The following is a 17,234-nucleotide window of genomic DNA, read 5'->3' as shown; positions in this document are numbered from 1 at the left end:
ACTTTCAAAATAATTATTTATAATACATTTTAAACACGGAAAAAATCAGTCATTCTAAAGATTGGACTCCGTCAAAAAAATGTCGTAAAAAGACCTAAATCCGCCGCAATACCACCTCACGTATGGCCGCATTTTTGTGAACTTTGTATCACACTAACAAACTTTGAAATGGATTTAGTAGAGATCATCAATTGCCAAAAACAGCTTAACTTTTACGAATAAACTGCTTTTTTTGTCATGCTGAACGTTTGAAGTATCTATTCGCCACCATGCATTCCGATTACAAAGTTCGGTAATAGATCCTTCGCTACCGCTTAGGATGACAAAGTTGAAATACCCTCATGTTTCCTAATCTTAATAAACACCAATTTGCTTGTAGGGCAATTGCTTTTTAAGGCTACGCTGTTTATCGGCACTAAAACGTTTCCTTCTGGGTAATAGGTTGCCGTATTACGCTCAGGTATATTGTAAGGCACAATGATGAACAGGCGTGCAACACGTTCAATATCATCGTAATAGTTGAAAAGATCCACCTTATCTCCCTGCATAAAACCGGCTTTAGCAATGTCTTTGGGGTTCATAAAAATTACCCGGCGCTCATTGTGGATACCGCGGTATCGGTCTTCCATACCGTATATGGTAGTGTTAAACTGGTCGTGGCTGCGAATGGTGGTCATCATATACTCATCATCTGCCATAACATGATCAGGCAACTGCGTTACCGTGAATGGCGCTTTATCTTTAAAGGTTTCGGTCTCAAACTTCCCCTCGCGCGCGGCATTGGGCAGGTAAAACCCACCCGGCAGGCGCACCCGCTGGTTATAATTTTCAAATCCCGATATCACCTTACCAATATCATCGCGAATAGCATCGTAGCTGTTGGCAAACCTGCCCCAATCTACAACCGTGCGGTTTTTTAAGGTTGCTTTGGCCAGTTCACAAACTATCTGTGTTTCGTTGAGCAATTCCTTAGAAACAGGGTCTAAGATCCCTTTCGACATTTGTACCACCCCCATCGAATTTTCGCAACTAATGAATTGATCTTCTCCATTTACAACATCCTTATCGCTGCGGGCAAGCGTAGGCAGTATTATCGCTTCTTCGCCATGCACCAAATGGCTGCGGTTTAACTTGGTTGATACATGCACGCTTAATTCTAATTTGCGCATAGCTTCTGCAGTAAATGTGGTATCCGGCGTCGCCGAAATGAAATTCCCCCCCATCGCGAAGAATACTTTAAGTTTACCCAAATGCATAGCTTTTATAGAATCGACCACATCATAGCCATGCTCTTGCGGCGGGGTAAAACCATATATCTCTTTCAGTTTAGCCAACTGTTTCTTTTTGGGTTTATCCCATATCATCATGGTACGGTTGCCCTGCACATTACTGTGCCCGCGTACGGGGCATAAACCGGCACCGGCTTTACCAACGCTACCCTTTAGCAGTGTAAGGTTAACGATCTCTTTAACCGTGTCCACTCCATTTTTTTGCTGTGTAATACCCATTGCCCAGCAAATAATGATCTTGCTTTTGTATTTAAGCAATTCGGCAGCTTGTTTAACCTGGTCAAAGGGTACACCCGCGGTGTTGCAAAGGGCCTCTACATCAAAATCTTTTACACCCTTAATAAACTCATCGTATCCAACGGTACTTTTACCGATAAATTCGCGATCAAATACTTTTCCTGGCTCTTGCTGTTCGGCATCATACAAAAGCTTCTCTAAGGCCTTTAAAAGGGCCATATCGCCATTTATTTGCACCTGCAGGTACAAATCTGCCAGTTGGGTAGTAATCCCCATAATACCGGTTAACGACTGCGGATTTTTAAAACCCATTAACCCGGCCTCGTGCAAAGGATTTATGGCGATGATCTTAGAGCCATTTTTCTTGGCTTTTTCCAATGCGGTGAGCATCCTTGGACTATTTGTACCGGGATTTTGACCCATAATGATAATCACTTCCGAATCGTAAAAATCGTTTAACGTGACCGTAGCTTTACCTATCCCTATAACCTCGGCAAGTGCCACACTGGTAGATTCATGGCACATGTTTGAGCAGTCGGGCATGTTGTTGGTACCAAATTCGCGCACAAAAAGCTGGTAAACGAAAGATGCCTCGTTACTGGTACGACCAGATGTATAAAATGTGGCTTCGTTTGGCGATGCCAGGCTATTCAATTTATTACCAATCTTATGAAAAGCATCGTACCAGCTTATCGGTTGATAATGTGTTGCCCCTTTTGGCAGGTACATAGGTTGCGCAATACGGCCGTTTTTACCAATGGTCATATCGTCCAGCTTAGACAGATCGGCAACGGAGTTTTGGGCGAAAAAATCCGGCGTTAGTTTCTTAGTAGTTGCTTCCTCAGCCAATGCCTTGGCACCATTCTCGCAATATTCTGCAATTGGCGATCGGTCATCATCCGGATCGGGCCAGGCACAGCTGGAGCAATCGAACCCACCTTTTTGGTTCATTTTAAATAACGCAAGCGGGCCACGTACAGCACCCGTTTCTTCCAAAATATCCGCAAAAGACGCTGCCACAGCAGGGATACCTGCAGCCCATTTTTTAGGCTGACTAACCGTTAGCTTATGCAGCGTTTCGGGGTTTTCTGCAGCTGGTTGTTCTTTGGTTTCTTTACTCATCGCTTTGCCGCTAAAGGGTTAGGGTAATTATCGCTTTGGTCTTCTTCAACCTCATCGAGGCAGGTAAAATCTTTTTCTACTAACAGGTGCAGATCATCCATTTTGTGTTCAAACCCAACCTGATCTGTATTTGTCCATTCATCGGCCAACTTTTCGGGCACCAGCATGGTTATGATGTTATTTTTAAATGATGCTGAAAGTTGATCTTCAGCCGTGCGTTGCAGAATATAAATAAGCGCACCATCGCCAATTTGCACCTTTTCTTTAAAGATGCCCTCGTTGGCAAACGTCGCTACCTCGTTGCGGGTTAGCCTATATCTTAATCCGTTATTTTTGATCCGAATTTTCATAACTTGATATTAGAATGCGCTGTGGCGCGGTATAAATATTAAAGCGTTGCCCACGTAAAAAACCGGCAAGTGTAATGTTAAATTCCTGTGCTAATTGTACTGCCAAACTCGATGGCGCACCAACTGCAGCGATGATATTAATACCAGCCATGGCCGCTTTTTGTACCAATTCGAAACTGGCCCTGCCGCTTAATAATAATATGGTATTATTTAACGGCAAGCAATATTGTTTGATTGCCGCACCGATCAACTTATCTAAAGCATTATGCCTGCCCACGTCCTCGCGAACGGACAGTAATTCTCCTTGAGGTGTAAACAATGCCGAAGCGTGCAACCCGCCTGTATCGGCAAAAACCTTTTGATGTTGTCGTAATTTATCGGGCAATTCGGTTAATATATCAGTTGAGATAAAGTTTTTATCTAATTGCACATCAGCATAATTACTTACGGTACGTATAGCGTTTATAGAACCCTTACCGCAAACCCCGCAACTTGATGTGGTGTAGAAGTTACGTTCGGTATTTTGCAGATTTGGGGTGATGCTTTCTGATAGCGAAACCTGTATCACATTCTCCCTGTTTTCGGCACAGGTTATAAAACAATGTTCAGCAGTTTGTATTGCTGAGATATTTTTGATGATGCCCTCGGTGAATAGAAAGCCGGTAGCCAATTCAGCATCGTTGCCAGGTGTACGCATAGTAACCGAAATATTCTGCACTTTACGCTCTCCTGCGGCCCCATATTCCAGGCGGATCTCTAAGGGTTCCTCTATCGCGATGGCATCCAAAACGTCTTCTGTATTGGCATCGGTAACCCGCGTAACCCGAATATTTTGAACAGCGTTGTTGGCCATAATCAAATATACAATTCGGCAGTAAAAATTGTTCTGATTTTATATCAACCCAGGAGGGTTAATTTATGTTATGAACAAGATTGTTGCATATTTGCATAATGGAGATTACCATACTCGCGTTCGGCATTGCCAAAGATATATTCGGGAGGGCGTGGATAAAGGTAAAGTTAGCAGAAGCTGCTACTACTGCTGATTTGAAAAGTCACTTAGAAACGCAATATCCGCGACTGAAAAAACTGGCCAGTTATATGGTAGCAGTGAATAATGAATATGCGGAAGACGACGGGATTTTAACAGTGCACGACGAGGTGGCGATAATACCACCGGTTAGTGGAGGATAATATGCAAACCCAGATAGAAATACATTCCGAACTGTTAAACATCCAACAGTGCATCGATTGGGTGATGTCGCCAGACTCTGGCGGAATCGATGTTTTTATTGGTACGGTGCGTAATGCCACCAAAGGCCGAACGGTATTAAAACTTGAATTTGAAGCCTATAAACCAATGGCTATCAAAGAAATGCAAAAGATATCTGAACTGGTTTTTGAGCGATGGCCCGTACAAAAAGTGCTTATCCATCACCGTACCGGCACACTACAGGTTGCTGAGATCCCGGTAATAATCGCAGTATCAGCCAAGCACAGGGATGCTGCTTTTGAGGCCTGCCGATATATTATAGACACCCTAAAACAAACGGTACCTATTTGGAAAAAAGAATTTTTTGAGGATGGGGAAGTTTGGGTGGCGGCGCATCCGTGACCGGGATTTGTATTACACATGTTATTGCGAGCGATAGCGTGGCGATCTCATAGGACAATGGGATATGCTGATGTTACCAGGTCACTACGTTCCTCTCAATAACATATTATCTATTCCACTCACCCAAACCACCATCTAAAGAGTATGCCTTCACCCCAGGCAATTTCTGTTGAAGTACCCTTACAGCTTCCGCGCTTCTTTTTCCTGAGGAACAGTAGAATACATAGGTTTTGCCTGCGTTAAATTCATCGAGATTATCTGCCAATTCATTTAGTTCAAAGTGAATACCGCCGATGTTGTATTCATCCCGTTCCTGATCGGTGCGGATGTCTACTAGTTCAATAGTGTGGTTTGCTAAGCCATGTTTGGTTTCGGCTGCGGAGATGATGGGTATATCAGCACTTTGTTGTAAAGACGTAATATTTGTTTTAGTGGAGGTGCTTATCTTAATGATCCTGCTTTGCATGGTTTGGGCATCAAATATCAAAACGTTGCCAACAAGTTGCTCACCAGTTTTAGTAATAAGCTTTATTACCTCATTAGCCTGCATACAACCTATAATTCCGCAGACGGTAGGTATAACCCCACCCACGGCACAATTAGGAATCTGGAAGGCATCTACCTGTGGATACAGGTCACGATAGTTGGGTGATGATTTTCCATCTTGATCTTTGACATTCCAAACCGCTACTTGTCCTTCATATTGATAGATGGCGCCGTAAACCAAAGGCTTGCCCAAGATAACCGCGGCATCATTAAGCAAATACCTTGTTTCAAAATTATCGGTACAATCAACTATAACATCATAACCATCAATAATTTGCAAAATGTTAGCTGGAGTTATTTTATCAGTAAATGATAGCAAATTCACATCCGGGTTTTGCTTCTGCAGTTGCTTACAAGCTACTTCAGCTTTTAACTTACCTACATCATCCGGGCAATACAAGATCTGCCTGTGCAGGTTACTTACCGATACGGTATCAAAATCGACAATGCCAATAGTACCCACCCCGCTTGAGGTTAGGTATTGAGCAGCAGGGCAACCTAAACCGCCGGCACCTACTATCAGTACTTTTGCCTGTTGCAACAAATACTGCGCGTGTTCGCCAAAGCCCGGTAATGCCACCTGGCAACTATATCTCGATAAATTAGGATGCATTGCTTGCAGTGGTTTTTTGACGAAGGATACGTTTGATGCGCTCCAGTTCTTCGGGAGTATTTACATTGGCCAAAGCATCCAAGTCGAGAGCCTTTAATATTGTGACATCACTATTGATAAGCACCTTACGTGGACAAGAATATCCCTGTGCTAAAAATTGAAGTAAAACAGGGTAACTTTTTGGCTCATAAATAGTTATTAATGGTTCCGGAAAATCCTGATAGTTACTTTGATAAGCTGTGGCGATGGTTGCCGTGTTGCGGTTATCTACCAAATACTGTATCACCCCGGCATCTACCAAAGGCAAATCGCAGGCGATAATGAGCCATGCTGCATCGGGCTGTTCGCGAAAGGCCGACAGGATAGCGCCATAAGGCCCAAGGCCGGTAAAAGTATCGGGCAGACTCAAATACTCCGCATCTATCTCCTTTTGCTGCTCCACGTCCCGACAGGAAATATAAACCTGGTTACAATGTTTCTTGAGCAGGTCAGCCATGTGGTAGCGTTGCTCCTTACCGTACCAGTTTATAGCCCCCTTATCAACGCCCATGCGGGTGCTTTTGCCGCCGGCGAGAACCAAGCCATTCAGTTTTGGTATCAGTTTGGATAATTCCTCTTGATTGTTATGCTCGTTTAAAGTCACGCTTACCCCCTGTTTTTGAGATCAGTTTGGTTTCTTTTATCACAATATCGTGGCTTAGGGCCTTGCACATATCGTAAATGGTTAGGGCTGCTATGGATGCGCCCACCAATGCCTCCATCTCAATACCGGTTTTGGCGCTAATGCTTGCCGTACATTCTATTACCACTTCATTACCGGCAGATAATTCAATAGTGATCTTACAGTTATCCATCCCCAGCGGGTGACAAAGCGGTATCAGGTCGCCCGTTTTTTTGGCGGCCATAATACCGGCGATGATCGCTGTTTGAAAAACCGGCCCCTTTTTGCTTTGTAGTTCGCCATCATACAAAAGTTGCAAAACCTCATCGGGCAAAACCACAATACTGTGCGCAGTTGCCGTACGTTGTGTAATCTGCTTTTCGGACACGTCTACCATCAATGGGTTGTTATTTTTATCTAAATGACTAAAGGTTTGTACCATTTGATTACACCGATTTAAATAAATGAACTTTGAATACCTCTCCTGCTTTAAAGTCATTTCGTTCTAAAGGTAATTCCATAAAAGCATCGGTATCAGCTAAGTTAACAAAATCACCTGAGCCATTGCCTTCTATTGGCGTGGCTAATAGGATACCTTGCGCTGTAAAATTAAGCTTTACCTGTAAAAAATACTTTAGCAGCGGCAAAAAGGTATAATCGTTAGCCAGTTGTGCATATACAGGTTGTTTTGCCGGCAAGCCGAGTGTAGCTTTTAACCACAATAAAAAATAGCGGTGCATACACATAAATGTAGCTACCGGGTTGCCGGGGAACGCGAATACCAGCGTACCATTATCATGCTTGCCAAACCAGAAAGGTTTGCCTGGGCGCTGTTGCACTTTGTAGAATAACTTATTAACCGCCATATCTTCCAATGCCTGGGGTATATAATCAAACTTACCCATACTGATACCACCGCTCAGAAGTATCACATCATACTTTTGCAGGCAATGTGCTATTTGTTGTTTGGTTACTTCTGGGTCGTCGGGGATGTGCAGCATGTCTGCTTCCAGTCCCTGTTGCTTTAAAATGGCTTTAATTGTATAATTATTTGACCGCCGGATCTGGTAAGTTGATGGATTATCAGCTACATCAACCAACTCATCTCCTGATGATATGATCATCATCTTTGGCAATTTCTTCACAAATAACTCTACTTTCCCTACCGATGAAGCTAAACTGATAATAGCAGGAGTTACATATTGATTAGCAGCAGCAACCACATCGCCCTTCTTTTTATCTTTCGCTTTTTGGTGAATGTTTTGGCCTTGCTTGATATTAGTGACAATCAACCTGGCAACACCCTCTTTTATCTCCAGATCTTCATAACGGATAATGGTATCGACGGTTGATGGTAAGGCTGCGCCCGTCATGATCTCGACACACTCCCTCGCCTCTTCGATATCTACGGGTTTATCACCTGCTGCCTGGGTGGCTTTTATTGTAAAGGTACTTATACCCTGTTCAATAGCTTTATATGCTATCGCGATGCCATCCATAGTTACACGGTTATACGGCGGCAGGTCACGGTCTGCTTTTAGGTCTTCGGATAAAACATGGCCTAAAGCCTGCTCAAAAGGAACGGCTTCTGTACCATAGTCTTTTATTTGGGCAAGTATTATCTTTTCGGCTTCTTCTACCGTTATCATATATTGATTATGTTATCCGCCTATAGTAGCCATTGATTCGTGGAAGTTCGGGTTTTCTAAACGTTTAAGGTCAGCCTCCCAACCATCTTTCTCGCGTACGTTAAAAGCTTGCCTTAACGTCGCTTCCAATTTAATATCATCCATACCCAAACGCATCAGGTCTTTTATATTCAGTACGCCATCATCGTACAAACAATTCTTAAGTGTACCCTGCGGTGTGATGCGGATGCGGTTACAAGTGCCGCAAAACGTTCGCGAATAGGCGGCAATGATACCTACACTACCTTGATGTCCCAATACCTGGTAATTATATGATGTTGAAAACTGAGGGTCGGGAATCTTTTGAATCTCCGGGAAGGTTTGACGGATCTCATTAAAGATCCTTACATAATCCCAAACAATGCCGCTGTGGCTGTGCCCGTCTCCGTTAAAGGGCATTTCTTCGATAAAGCGAACGCTTACCGGCAAATCTTTAGTTAACCGCACCAGCGGGATAATATCCTGCGTATTCTTGCCGGCCATGACCACGGCGTTTATCTTTACCTCTATATCGTGCGCTAACAACGCATCCATAGTTTGCATCACACTGGCAAATTCGTCGCGGCGGGTAATGGCAAAAAAGCGGTTGGCATCCAGCGTGTCCAAACTTAAGTTTACCGACCGCACACCTATCGCTTTTAATTCAGCTACATGCGGGGCGGTTAAAACGCCATTAGTGGTTAGGCTAAGTTCTTTTAGCCCATCCAGTTTTGAAAGCGCCGTTAGCAGCTGCATAATATCCTTACGCACAAATGGCTCGCCACCGGTAATGCGGATCTTCTCAATGCCCATTTTAACCAGTAAGGAGCATACCTGCAGCATTTCCTCGTAGGTCATCAACTCCTTGCGCGATAACCAGTTTAATCCTTCCTCGGGCATGCAATAAAAGCAGCGCAAATTGCAGCGGTCGGTAACGGCCAGCCGCAGGTAATTGATCTTTCGTCCGTGGTTATCTAAAAGCATTTGCTAATTAAACGCAAAAGAGGCACTATTGTCGCACCTCTTTTGTAAATTATTTTACAACAGAAAATTTGTAGATAGATTGGGTTTTGTATGTCTGCCCCGGCCTTAATTCTGTTGAAGGGAATGTCGGCTGGTTTGGCGAATCCGGATAGTGTTGTGTTTCCAAAGCAAATGAAGTACGGAAATCATCTTTCTTGCCGCCTTTCATCACGTTTTGGCTTTGCATAAAGTTACCGCTATAAAACTGTATGGCAGGCTCTTCGGTAAATACTTCCATTTTAATACCGCTTTTATCACCAACTACCGTCGCTATAGGCGTGCTGATATCATGTTTGCTCAATACAAAGTTATGGTCGTATCCTTTGCCATCTTTGAGTTGCACATTATCGGTATTGATACGCGCACCAATTTTAGTTGCATTTGTAAAATCGAATGGTGTGCCCGCTACCGCTTCTATCTTACCTGTAGGGATCAGCGTGCTATCCACCGGGGTATAATTATCAGCTGCTATTTGCATGGTATGATCTAAGATAGTACCGCTACCTTCTCCGTTCAAATTAAAGAACGCATGATTGGTTAGGTTAACAACTGTGCTTTTATCAGTGGTTGCCGAGTAGCTCACTTTCATAGCGTTATCATCCGTTATCTGATAAGTAACTTTAACATTTAGGTTACCGGGGAAACCACCTTCCATGTCTTTTGCAAGGTAGCTCAATTCTAAAGTTGCGCTGTCTATCTGCTTAGCATCCCATACCACTTCCTGGAAACCCGGGTGGCCGCCATGTAAGGTATTAGGTCCATTATTGGTAGCCAAAGTATACTCTTTGCCATCCAGTTTAAATTTACCTTTGGCAATGCGGTTGCCGTAACGGCCAATGGTTGCGCCGTAATAAGGTTCTTTTGAACCGATAAAACCGTCTATACTTTCAAAACCTAAAACCACATCGGTTAGTTTGCCATATTTATTTGGCACCAACAGGCTTACGATACGGCCACCATAGTTGGTTACTGCTGCCTCTACCCCATTTTTATTTTTAAGAATGTACAAGTGTGTTTGTTTACCGTTAATGGTTTTCTCAAAGGCGGATGCAGTTGGTAATTTTGGTGTAGTTGTGGTACTATCGGTCATGGTTGATGTGGTTTTTTTGGCAGAATGGTCACAGGCTGCAAATAGCATGCTCCCTGCAAGTGCAAGTGCCAATGTTGGTTTATTAAATGTGTTTCGCATAATATTTATAATAGTCGATTATCGTTATTTGCGTTGCGATGGTATGGCTAATACCATACTTTCCTTTACCGGCTCACCAAATTTTGGCGAACCATCTTTATTCCAGGTGAATTTTTGCATCCTTGGAGAACGGAAACCTCCGCAGCCCTGCCCCGGTTTTGCATTTGCATGGTATATGATCCAATCCTCCGTCCCATCCGGCGATTTAAAGAACGAATTATGACCCGGCGCGTACACACCATTCTTAACAGAACTTTTGAAAACAGGTTTTGTCGATTTTTTCCACGACCGTACATCCATCAGATCGCTATTGGCAGATGCAGTTAACATTCCAAGCGCGTAAAAATCTGTCCAGCAGCCACTTGCCGAGTATATCAGGAATAGTTTATTACCATGTTTAAGCACTTCCGGCCCTTCGTTTACATTTACATGTGGCGGGTTACTATTTTTGCCTAAATCGCCATTCTTCTCCCAATCGTATAGCGGACTGGAGATCTTTGCTCGTTTACCATCAATCGTCCATGGATTTTTTAGCTTGGCAATATAAATATCCTGCTGACCGTTGTAATCACCTTCCCATCCGGCCCATATCATGTACAACTGGCCTTTATGGGTAAATATCGAGCCATCTATCGCCCATTTATCAGTATCGTCGCCTACTTTACCTTTAAATGTCCACTCGCCTTCTAGCGGGTCGGCAGAGCTGTTTTCTATCACATACATACGGTGATGGTTATTGTCTCCATCATCGGCAGCAAAATACATGTACCATTTGCCATTTAAAAAGTGCAGTTCGGGTGCCCAAAGTTCTTTTGAATATTGTGTACCAACGGGTGGTTTCCAAACAGTTTTCTTCCAGGCAGATTTTAAATCGGCCATATTTTTGGTTTTCCAAAGCACCAGGCTATCTTGCGATGAATTGGTGTAGTAATAATATCCGCCTTTATATATCACCCATGGGTCAGGACCCGATGATTTCAAGGGGTTAATAAATATTTTCTGCTGTGCTAAAGCCGGCATTACAAACACCAGCAACAATGCAAACAAAATATTTAAAAAAAGCTTTTTCATAGGTATAATTTATAGCGCCAAAGCATCCGGGCCTAATACGGCGCTATCACAAATATAAGTTGGTATAATGCCGGTGGCCTCAATCCGGTTCTCGTATTCGGTTGCCTGGGTATTACCAGTAAGAACCAATACAGTATCCAGCCCAAATTTATTGCCACCCATAATATCGGTTTGCAGAGTATCGCCTACCATTACGATCTGCTTTTTGCTGATGGTGCGGTACTCGCGGATCAGGTCATAAGCAAACATAAACATTTGCGAATCGGGCTTACCAAAACGGATGAACTTTTTGCCCACTATGGTTTCAATCATTTGCGCCAAACCGCCAATGGCGATGCCTACATCGGTTTTTGAAACGGGGTACGCATAATCGGTATTGGCAACAATAGCTGGTATGGTTCGTTTACGCAGCAGGTTAACGGTTTTATTCAAATCTTCGAACCAGTCGAAACCTTCATCGTCCATAAATATCAAGGCATTAACTTTATCGATATTAGTACTGTTTACATCCCTAACAGGCAGGGTTTTTAACCCCGCGCTTTCAATGTAGTGCGCAGATTCTAAAGTGCCTAAATAAGCGACGTAACCATCGTTAACTTTAAGCTCCAGATACTCTTTAGTTAACTGGCCCGATGAAATGATCCTGTTGGATGTAATGGCGTACAAACCTTTATCATGATAGGACTGTGCCAATTGCTCCGGGCTGCGCGATGCATCATTGGTAACAATATAATACTCCTTCTTTTGCTGCTCCAGGTATTCAAACGTACGCTCAATGCCGGGCACCAGGCCGCTGTGGGTTTTAAGCACACCAAACGCATCGAAAAATATAATTTCGTAACGGTCTATTATCGATTTAAAATCCTCAATGCGTTTCATAGTTTAGTTATTGGTTGATTGAGTTAAATTATGTTGATTGGTTTTAAGCGGCAACTACTCACTATTTAACCTAATCAACCACTCACTATAAATTTAATGCTTTAATTATTACTTCCGCGTCAAAGTCGCGATCAACCGATGGCAGGTAAATTTCCATGGCCTCGGCTTGTAGCTTTTTGGCGTATTGTTCGTTAAAAAAGTACTTGCCATCTTTTATCACATAGTTCAAAATAAAGAAACGGTAGGCCTCTTTCAGGAAACGGATCTCATCGGCAGTAACGGGGTTTACTTTGTGATACTCTTTCAGGAAGGTGATAAACCGATCCTCCATCATTGGGCCAATTACATAACTGAATACGGTTCGGTCGCCTGCATCAGATACCACGCGACTAAAAAAGTAGAAATCGAGCAAGCGGTAACTCATCCTGAACCAATCATAATCCCATCGCGAATAAAGGTCCAGATCGGGCGTTACCGAGAAGTTGCCAATATTCCAGTCGATAAATACCGGGATGATCTCAAATGAGCTCATATTATAGCGCGACCTGTTCTTTAAAAATTGTTCGCAATGGTATTTCAGCAAATCAACCTGCATACGCGAGCCAAACTTGCGTTCGTCTTTCTCCAATTGGCGTTGCAAATCGTAAATATCTGTACGCAGGGTTTTGGATGATTTTGGCAACACGTTTTTGATCCTTGAACAAGCCTTATGGAATTTACCCAACTGCGAGCCCAGCTTTTTGATCATATCCTCATCTAAGCGGCGGGGCATGCTGTCCATGATCCTGGTTGGGTTGTAAAACACTACCCATGCGTCGTTTTTACCTTGTTTATAGCGATATACATAAACGCGGTTATTCTTAAGTAATGACTTAGAGAGCAGGTTCTCGAACGGGTAAAGCAGATTGTTTGACAGGGACTGAATGATGCGGTGATCTTCCTTAAAATGCTCAAACTTACCAAAGAATGAAAGTTTGGCAATGATAATATCCTCGTCATCAAAGGTAATACGATACACATGATTGGTAGATACCATCGCGCTGATATCCTCAATATCTCTGATGGTTTTAGAAGCGTCGTAATCTGCCCAGGCAGATCTTATAATGAGATGAAAGTCCATTACCGGGATTGGTTTATAATTGCATAGTTACCTAATTAAGTACAAAAACGCAATCAGATAGATTCAAAATACCTTTTCAATTCCCAGTCGCTTACACTTTTAGCGTATTGGCGGTGCTCCCAAAGGCGGGTTTGGGTAAAGTGTTGTACAAAGCCTTCACCGAAGAGTTCTTTTGCAACAGATGAATTTTGCATGGCGGTAGCGGCATCCAAAAGGTTGGCATGCAGGCTGCCGTTAGTTTTGTTTTGATAACCGCTGCCTACAGTTGCGGCAACATCCAGCTTCATTTTGTTTTTTATACCATATAAACCAGATGCTAAAGCGGCCGCGATAGCAAGATATGGGTTCGTGTCCGATCCCGGAATGCGGGTTTCTAAACGGGTATGGGCTTTTGATGTATTGATAACGCGTAAGGCGGTTGTGCGGTTATCTACTCCCCACGTAATTGTAGTTGGCGCCCAGGCACCTTCTACAAGGCGTTTGTAGCTATTGATGGTTGGCGCATACATTGGCAATAAATGCGGCATACAATAAAGCTGACCGGCCAAATATTGCTTATGCAGTTCGCTCATTTTATTTACATCGTTACCATCGCAGAACAGGTTGTCGCTTTGATCTTTAGTCCACAGGCTTTGATGGATGTGGCCGCTGCAACCGGGCAGTTCCTGGTTCCATTTGGCCATAAATGTGGCGGTGATGCCATGTTTGTAGGCAATTTCTTTAACAGCGGTTTTGAACAATACGGCTTTATCTGCGGCGTCCAAAGTTTCGGAGTGCATAATGGCGGCTTCGTAAACTCCGGGCCCTGTTTCGGTATGGATGCCTTCTATCGGGATATTAAATTGCGTGAGTAAATTAAACAGATCGTAATAAAAGGCGCTGTTTTGTGAGGTACGTAATGTAGAGTAACCAAACATCCCCGGCGACAATGGCTCCATATTGGCAAATCCTTTTTGCTGTAACGATTGCGGGGTCTCCCTAAAATTAAACCACTCAAACTCTTGTGCAAACTCGGCATGGTAACCCATATCATCGCATTGCTTAACAATTTGCTTTAACAAACTGCGGGGGCATGCCGTTAATGCATCACCTTTTGGCCCGGTATAATCTGCCAAAAAGAACGGGATGTTATCCTCCCATGGCACATTGCGCATGGTTGACAGGTCTATATAACATTGTTTATCCGGGTAGCCGCTATGCCAACCGGTAAGTTCCACATTATCGTAGGTAACATCGCTGCTATCCCATCCAAAAACCACATCGCAAAAGCCGTAACCACCCTGCAAACCTTCTAAAAACTTTTGCGTGCTGATAACCTTGCCCCGCAAAATGCCGTCGATATCTGCAAACGCGAATTTTACTTTTTGGATATTGTTCTCTTTGATATAAGTAATAACCTGTTCAGTGTTCATGATAAGTAGTATAAAATGCCAATTTAAGATTATTTAACCACAGAGGACACAAAGAAAAAACACAAAGTTCAAAGAGAATTGATGCTTTGTATTTCTTCATGAAAACTTTGTGCTCTTAGTGCTTAAATTTTCAAAGAGTTTTATCTTTAAAGCATGATTGATTTGCTATTCGTTTACGGTACCCTGATACAACCCGGCAACCCAATTGCTGGTTACCTTAACCTAAACTGCACCTACCTGTTACGCGGTAAAATAAAAGGTATACTTTATGATATTGGTGAATATCCGGGGTTAATCATCAGCGACAATGCTCAAAATTACGTTTATGGCCACATCTACAAACTTCATCATACTAAACAAAACCTTTTCGTAATAGATGATTACGAAGGTGTTGGGCCAGATCAGGAGCAGCCGAATTTATATATCCGCAAAATAAGATCTGTTGAAACCGCCGACGGCATTGTTGATACCTGGATCTACCTATACAATCTGCCGGTTGATGGTTTGCCATTGATTACATCCGGCAACTATGCCGAATTTACGGCACAAAAAAAATCCCCCGGTAATTAAACACGGGGGACTTGTAAAGAAGTATAGGGTATTAAACTTTTGCTGTTTTTACAGTTTTGATGATAACCGCTGCTACTTTGTATGGATCTGCAGCCGAGTTAGGGCGACGATCTTCTAAATAACCACTCCAGTTGTGATCTACAGTATACAATGGTATACGGATTGATGCACCACGATCAGAAACACCGTAGCTAAAATCGTTAATCGAAGCTGTTTCGTGTTTTCCGGTTAAACGTAACTCGTTGTAAGCACCATATACGGCAACACACTCAGCAACTGCAGGGCGGAAAGCTTCGCAGATAGCGGTAAAGGTTTCTTTGCTGTTTGCAGTACGTAAGATAGTGTTTGAGAAGTTAGCATGCATACCAGAGCCGTTCCAGTCTAATTCACCTAACGGTTTGCAATGCCAGTTGATTGACACGCCGTAGCTTTCGCCAATTCTTTCTAATAAATAACGTGCAACCCAAATTTGGTCACCAGCTTCTTTAGCGCCTTTAGCGAATATCTGGAATTCCCATTGGCCTGCAGCAACCTCAGCGTTAATACCTTCAACGTTTAAGCCTGCTTCTAAACAAGCGTCTAAGTGTTCTTCAACAATATCGCGGCCGTAAGCATTGTTAGCACCTACCGAACAGTAGTAAGGGCCTTGCGGGCCGGGGTAACCACCTTTAGGGAAACCAAGTGGTTTGTTGGTTTCAGGGTCCCATAAAAAGTACTCCTGCTCAAAACCAAACCAAAAATCGTTATCATCATCCTGGATAAGCGCACGGCCATTTGACTCGTGTGGTTGTCCTTTCGAATCCAAAACTTCGCACATTACAAGGTGTGCATCTTTACGCTGTGGATCCGGACAAGTAAATACCGGCTTTAAAATACAATCTGAAGAACCACCCGGTGCTTGCTCAGTTGACGATCCATCAAAGCTCCAGTTCTCTAAATCTTCTACTTTACCGCTAAAAGATTTAACAATTTTTGTTTTACTACGCAGGCTTTGGGTTGGTTTGTAGCCATCAAGCCAGATGTACTCAAGTTTAGTTGCCATTTTAATGATTAATTTGTAATTTTTAAGTTTAAATATTAGTTACCTATAAGATGAGTTATAGTTTACAGTGCGAATTTAAATTATTTTTATAAATTTCATAGCAATATTTATAAATTTTATAAATATTGACAATAAATCACTTAAAATATTCAGAAATCCATTATGAGACCATCATTTAGTAACACTAATAAGTTATGCGTACATAATAATCACACATAAAACAAAAGCGGCGCAACCAATTTATTGATTGAGCCGCTTTTTAGAATAATTTTACTATTTACTTGATGCCACACCCCAAAAACATTTATTTCTTATTGTTTTAAGGTCTGGCTCGCTAATTTTTTCGTCAATTACGGTATCATCAGACATAAAAGATAGTTTTGAGAGTTTATTATTATAATTAAACGACGCCAATTTGTTTTTTACAGTTGTATTTTCAACAACATCTATTTTAAGGCTGTTTATTGGGGTGTGTTTGGTATTAATACGATCATTTGCCTTGCCCCCATTATCCCAATTAACCACATAACTTATTTTATCAGTCGCTTTATTGGCGACTATCTTTTTATAATCCGGAGTGGTTTGTATAACCTTTATTAAGCACTTTACGCAAGGCTCGGCAACGGTGGCGTTACCGTAGTTCTTTTCGGGGTTATTAAGTACGCTGTCTTTTTTACCATTTATGGTTACAGCAGTTTTACCATCTGCCGACGTTGGCTTAGGCTTATTGTTTTGGCACGATGCCATAAGAATAATAATTACAGGTACTAATAATTGCAAGCTTAGCTTTTTCATACATATTATAATTGTATTGCTACAACAAGCCCG

At 42.5% G+C, this 17,234-nt stretch carries 18 protein-coding genes; 3 read left to right on the top strand and 15 right to left on the bottom strand.

Going from position 1 to position 17,234, the window contains the following annotated elements:
* Positions 1-314: 314 nt before the first annotated feature.
* From NAF17_RS04580 to fdhD, 3 genes are read right to left on the bottom strand one after another with little or no spacing between them, the layout of a single operon-like run.
* Positions 315-2,648 (bottom strand): FdhF/YdeP family oxidoreductase, encoded by a 2,334-nt coding sequence (locus NAF17_RS04580; protein WP_252756801.1) that lies wholly within the window; start codon positions 2,646-2,648, stop codon positions 315-317.
* Positions 2,645-2,998 (bottom strand): DUF7009 family protein, encoded by a 354-nt coding sequence (locus tag NAF17_RS04575; protein ID WP_252756800.1) that lies wholly within the window; start codon positions 2,996-2,998, stop codon positions 2,645-2,647. Before NAF17_RS04575 ends, NAF17_RS04580 begins: the two co-directional genes overlap by 4 nt.
* Complete coding sequence (fdhD, locus tag NAF17_RS04570; RefSeq protein WP_252756799.1) at positions 2,976-3,851, bottom strand: formate dehydrogenase accessory sulfurtransferase FdhD; 876 nt, start codon at positions 3,849-3,851, stop codon at positions 2,976-2,978. The genes NAF17_RS04575 and fdhD overlap by 23 nt, the downstream gene beginning before the upstream one ends.
* A 98-nt stretch (positions 3,852-3,949) precedes the next feature.
* Here fdhD and NAF17_RS04565 point away from each other — a divergent pair, with 98 nt between their 5' ends.
* Both NAF17_RS04565 and NAF17_RS04560 read left to right on the top strand, forming a co-directional pair.
* Entirely contained in the window at positions 3,950-4,192 is a 243-nt protein-coding gene (locus tag NAF17_RS04565; RefSeq protein WP_252756798.1) for a MoaD/ThiS family protein, read from the top strand.
* A 1-nt stretch (position 4,193) separates the two neighbouring features.
* Complete coding sequence (locus NAF17_RS04560) at positions 4,194-4,613, top strand: molybdenum cofactor biosynthesis protein MoaE (RefSeq protein ID WP_252756797.1); 420 nt, start codon at positions 4,194-4,196, stop codon at positions 4,611-4,613.
* Positions 4,614-4,719: 106 nt separating this feature from the next.
* Here the strand turns inward: NAF17_RS04560 and NAF17_RS04555 are convergent, their stop codons facing one another.
* From NAF17_RS04555 to NAF17_RS04510, 10 genes are all read right to left on the bottom strand, one after another.
* Positions 4,720-5,772, bottom strand: coding sequence for a HesA/MoeB/ThiF family protein (locus NAF17_RS04555; RefSeq protein WP_252756796.1), 1,053 nt, complete (start codon positions 5,770-5,772; stop codon positions 4,720-4,722).
* Positions 5,762-6,415, bottom strand: coding sequence for an NTP transferase domain-containing protein (locus NAF17_RS04550; RefSeq protein ID WP_252756795.1), 654 nt, complete (start codon positions 6,413-6,415; stop codon positions 5,762-5,764). Before NAF17_RS04550 ends, NAF17_RS04555 begins: the two co-directional genes overlap by 11 nt.
* Entirely contained in the window at positions 6,396-6,875 is a 480-nt protein-coding gene (moaC, locus tag NAF17_RS04545; protein WP_252756794.1) for a cyclic pyranopterin monophosphate synthase MoaC, read from the bottom strand. Before moaC ends, NAF17_RS04550 begins: the two co-directional genes overlap by 20 nt.
* A gap of 4 nt (positions 6,876-6,879) precedes the next feature.
* The gene (locus NAF17_RS04540) at positions 6,880-8,082 is read right to left on the bottom strand and encodes a molybdopterin molybdotransferase MoeA (protein WP_252756793.1); all 1,203 of its coding nucleotides are present in this window, start codon (positions 8,080-8,082) and stop codon (positions 6,880-6,882) included.
* A gap of 12 nt (positions 8,083-8,094) precedes the next feature.
* Positions 8,095-9,084 carry a GTP 3',8-cyclase MoaA gene (moaA, locus tag NAF17_RS04535; RefSeq protein WP_252756792.1) on the bottom strand — a complete coding sequence of 330 codons (990 nt, stop codon included), beginning with the start codon at positions 9,082-9,084 and terminating at the stop codon, positions 8,095-8,097.
* Between the two features lie 49 nt (positions 9,085-9,133).
* Positions 9,134-10,312: an aldose epimerase family protein gene (locus tag NAF17_RS04530; RefSeq protein ID WP_252756791.1), complete on the bottom strand. Its 1,179-nt coding sequence runs from the start codon at positions 10,310-10,312 to the stop codon at positions 9,134-9,136.
* A gap of 24 nt (positions 10,313-10,336) precedes the next feature.
* A complete protein-coding gene (locus NAF17_RS04525) occupies positions 10,337-11,383 on the bottom strand; it encodes a glycoside hydrolase family 43 protein (RefSeq protein ID WP_252756790.1) in 1,047 nt (348 codons plus the stop codon).
* A 9-nt stretch (positions 11,384-11,392) separates the two neighbouring features.
* Positions 11,393-12,262 carry an HAD-IIA family hydrolase gene (locus tag NAF17_RS04520; RefSeq protein WP_252756789.1) on the bottom strand — a complete coding sequence of 290 codons (870 nt, stop codon included), beginning with the start codon at positions 12,260-12,262 and terminating at the stop codon, positions 11,393-11,395.
* An 85-nt stretch (positions 12,263-12,347) separates the two neighbouring features.
* Positions 12,348-13,382 (bottom strand): hypothetical protein, encoded by a 1,035-nt coding sequence (locus tag NAF17_RS04515; RefSeq protein ID WP_252756788.1) that lies wholly within the window; start codon positions 13,380-13,382, stop codon positions 12,348-12,350.
* A 53-nt stretch (positions 13,383-13,435) separates the two neighbouring features.
* On the bottom strand, positions 13,436-14,794 hold the full coding sequence (locus tag NAF17_RS04510) for a glutamine synthetase family protein (RefSeq protein ID WP_252756787.1): 1,359 nt from the start codon (positions 14,792-14,794) through the stop codon (positions 13,436-13,438).
* A 153-nt stretch (positions 14,795-14,947) separates the two neighbouring features.
* Here NAF17_RS04510 and NAF17_RS04505 point away from each other — a divergent pair, with 153 nt between their 5' ends.
* Positions 14,948-15,364: a gamma-glutamylcyclotransferase family protein gene (locus NAF17_RS04505; RefSeq protein WP_252756786.1), complete on the top strand. Its 417-nt coding sequence runs from the start codon at positions 14,948-14,950 to the stop codon at positions 15,362-15,364.
* Between the two features lie 31 nt (positions 15,365-15,395).
* On the opposite strand, the gene NAF17_RS04500 is transcribed toward NAF17_RS04505, so the two are convergent.
* Positions 15,396-16,406 carry a glutamine synthetase beta-grasp domain-containing protein gene (locus NAF17_RS04500; protein WP_252756785.1) on the bottom strand — a complete coding sequence of 337 codons (1,011 nt, stop codon included), beginning with the start codon at positions 16,404-16,406 and terminating at the stop codon, positions 15,396-15,398.
* 273 nt (positions 16,407-16,679) lie between these two features.
* Entirely contained in the window at positions 16,680-17,201 is a 522-nt protein-coding gene (locus NAF17_RS04495; RefSeq protein WP_252756784.1) for a hypothetical protein, read from the bottom strand.
* Positions 17,202-17,234: the final 33 nt, after the last annotated feature.

The organism is Mucilaginibacter aurantiaciroseus (assembly GCF_024055595.1).
Classification (GTDB): domain Bacteria; phylum Bacteroidota; class Bacteroidia; order Sphingobacteriales; family Sphingobacteriaceae; genus Mucilaginibacter; species Mucilaginibacter aurantiaciroseus.
Note: the sequence above shows the minus strand (reverse complement) of the source record. Positions and strands in the feature narration are given on the sequence as shown.

Coding starts and splice junctions, on each gene's coding strand:
- NAF17_RS04575 (WP_252756800.1), bottom strand. CDS start 2,998: ATGAAAATTCGGATCAAAAATAACGGATTAAGATATAGGCTAACCCGC.
- moaC (WP_252756794.1), bottom strand. CDS start 6,875: ATGGTACAAACCTTTAGTCATTTAGATAAAAATAACAACCCATTGATG.
- NAF17_RS04495 (WP_252756784.1), bottom strand. CDS start 17,201: ATGAAAAAGCTAAGCTTGCAATTATTAGTACCTGTAATTATTATTCTT.
- NAF17_RS04560 (WP_252756797.1), top strand. CDS start 4,194: ATGCAAACCCAGATAGAAATACATTCCGAACTGTTAAACATCCAACAG.
- moaA (WP_252756792.1), bottom strand. CDS start 9,084: ATGCTTTTAGATAACCACGGACGAAAGATCAATTACCTGCGGCTGGCC.
- NAF17_RS04505 (WP_252756786.1), top strand. CDS start 14,948: ATGATTGATTTGCTATTCGTTTACGGTACCCTGATACAACCCGGCAAC.
- NAF17_RS04520 (WP_252756789.1), bottom strand. CDS start 12,262: ATGAAACGCATTGAGGATTTTAAATCGATAATAGACCGTTACGAAATT.
- NAF17_RS04530 (WP_252756791.1), bottom strand. CDS start 10,312: ATGCGAAACACATTTAATAAACCAACATTGGCACTTGCACTTGCAGGG.
- NAF17_RS04510 (WP_252756787.1), bottom strand. CDS start 14,794: ATGAACACTGAACAGGTTATTACTTATATCAAAGAGAACAATATCCAA.
- NAF17_RS04500 (WP_252756785.1), bottom strand. CDS start 16,406: ATGGCAACTAAACTTGAGTACATCTGGCTTGATGGCTACAAACCAACC.
- NAF17_RS04540 (WP_252756793.1), bottom strand. CDS start 8,082: ATGATAACGGTAGAAGAAGCCGAAAAGATAATACTTGCCCAAATAAAA.
- fdhD (WP_252756799.1), bottom strand. CDS start 3,851: ATGGCCAACAACGCTGTTCAAAATATTCGGGTTACGCGGGTTACCGAT.
- NAF17_RS04555 (WP_252756796.1), bottom strand. CDS start 5,772: ATGCATCCTAATTTATCGAGATATAGTTGCCAGGTGGCATTACCGGGC.
- NAF17_RS04565 (WP_252756798.1), top strand. CDS start 3,950: ATGGAGATTACCATACTCGCGTTCGGCATTGCCAAAGATATATTCGGG.
- NAF17_RS04580 (WP_252756801.1), bottom strand. CDS start 2,648: ATGAGTAAAGAAACCAAAGAACAACCAGCTGCAGAAAACCCCGAAACG.
- NAF17_RS04525 (WP_252756790.1), bottom strand. CDS start 11,383: ATGAAAAAGCTTTTTTTAAATATTTTGTTTGCATTGTTGCTGGTGTTT.
- NAF17_RS04515 (WP_252756788.1), bottom strand. CDS start 13,382: ATGGACTTTCATCTCATTATAAGATCTGCCTGGGCAGATTACGACGCT.